Source organism: Okeania sp. SIO2F4 (genome assembly GCF_010672385.1).
Classification (GTDB): Bacteria; Cyanobacteriota; Cyanobacteriia; order Cyanobacteriales; family Microcoleaceae; genus Trichodesmium.
Genome location: NZ_JAAHGT010001311.1, coordinates 1 through 1829 on the forward strand (window position 1 = coordinate 1; position 1829 = coordinate 1829).

Genomic DNA, 1829 nt, shown 5'->3' on the forward strand with positions numbered 1-1829 from the left:
TTGCTCGTTGCTAGTTTGATAGTAATTCTAGAAGAGATTGCTTCGGCTAATTTAATTTTTTTCTTAAAAGTTTAACTCATTTATGACCGCCTCGCAATGACAATATTAATTTGCTCGTTGCTAGTTTGATAGTAATTCTAGAAGAGATTGCTTCGGCTAATTTAATTTTTTTCTTAAAAGTTTAACTCATTTATGACCGCCTCGCAATGACAATATTAATTTGCTCGTTGCTAGTTTTCTAGTAGTTATAGAAGAGATTGCTTCGGCTAATTTAATATGTTTCTTAAAAGTTTAACTCATTTATGACCGCCTCGCAATGACAATATTAATTTTCTCGTTGCTAGTTTGATAGTAATTCTAGAAGAGATTGCTTCGGCTAATTTAATTTTTTTCTTAAAAGTTTAACTCATTTATGACCGCCTCGCAATGACAATACCAATGATAATGTCTCTATTTAGATTATTTCTACCAAAGAACGAACAGACAAAATTTCATCTTGTTTTAAAGGTTCAACAGCAGACATAGGCACGATAATTACATTGATAGATTCTCCTACGGCATTAAATACTTCCAATACATAACCATTTTCTCTTCCTTCTGGGTGAGTTGCTGTATCAATTAACATGGCAATATCACCTTTTTTCAGGTTATATTCTGGGAAGTCTTTGGTTAGAGAAATACGTTGGTATAGTTCAAGCATTACAATAAACTTTAAATCTCTTACTGATAACTGAAAAACAGATGCGATACGGAGTTAAACTCAAACAAACTGATGAAGGATATGCTGTTTGGTGTCCTTATTTACCTCGACGTTGGTCTCAAGGAGAAACTGAAGCTCAGGCATTGGAAAATATTAAGGATGCCATAGAATCTTATTTAGAATATATGAAAGAGTTAAATTCAGATGGTGAATTGGATAAGTCCTAATAATAAAAAATAACTATTTCGTAGGTTGGGTAGAAAGAAGTGAAACCCAACACATATTTATAGATTTAGATGCAGATTTTTGTTGGGTTGCGCTGTCGCTTAACCCAACCTACTAGATTGAAATATTAATGACTGAAACGCTTATATGTTAAAGTCCACAAGTATCTGCACGAGAGAAGAGTAGGGACCAAGCCGAAAATCCTATCTGACTAGCAGGTGGCCAACCCAATCCCATGTATGGGAGATGTCCCATGTAATGCAATGATGTTTCTTCTCTCCAGATTAGATCTTTACGTTCCAACCAGTTGTATTCTTTTCTCCATCCTACTTGATCTCCAAATTTTTCCCATACCTCGTCATTATGGTTTTTTGTTCCACCCAAACTCTGATAAATTTCCTTCTGTACAGAAAAGCCAAATTTACCATCACTATATTCTACCCAAAGTTGGTCTATTGTGCGGAGGTCAGTACAAGAAAAATTGTCTATATCTTGTTTCCTTAGTTTTTTTCGTCCTGCAACTTTCAACATTAAACTAATAGTTTCGTTATCGGCGTCTCTCCATTTCTTTTGTTGGAGTAGATTTTTTAGCTCTGAATACTTTGGGTTGAGATCTTTTTCTGATGTTGGTGTGGAATACTTTGGGTTGAGATCTTTTTCTGATGTTGGTTCTGGTGGTACTGGTATCTCTTCCTCTGAAAAAAACTCAGGAAACGAAATAGTTAGCCCAACTCCTATGAATACTCCTATAAACAGTGTCACTATAAATAGAAGTGATGGTATATAATTCTTTACCAGGAGGAGTTTAGATGGGGGCTTTAGTAGCTGCTCCCCAGGTTCAATTGGATGACTTTTGTGTTCAGGTAATCCAGTATTTTCGATTTGACTGGGTGAATCTATTTTG

3 protein-coding genes are annotated in these 1829 nt (G+C 35.2%); 1 reads left to right on the plus strand and 2 read right to left on the minus strand.

The window, feature by feature from the left end; genetic code table 11:
• Nucleotides 1–454 precede the first annotated feature (454 nt).
• Entirely contained in the window at nt 455–700 is a 246-nt protein-coding gene (locus F6K22_RS39950; RefSeq protein WP_293110621.1) for a DUF4926 domain-containing protein, read from the minus strand.
• Nucleotides 701–741: 41 nt separating this feature from the next.
• Between F6K22_RS39950 and F6K22_RS39955 the strand changes: the two genes are divergently transcribed.
• Entirely contained in the window at nt 742–927 is a 186-nt protein-coding gene (locus F6K22_RS39955) for a type II toxin-antitoxin system HicB family antitoxin (RefSeq protein ID WP_293110623.1), read from the plus strand.
• Nucleotides 928–1075: 148 nt separating this feature from the next.
• Here F6K22_RS39955 and F6K22_RS39960 read toward each other — a convergent pair.
• Nucleotides 1076–1829 (minus strand): GUN4 domain-containing protein (locus F6K22_RS39960; protein ID WP_293110625.1); only part of this gene is annotated, 754 nt, incomplete at its 5' end.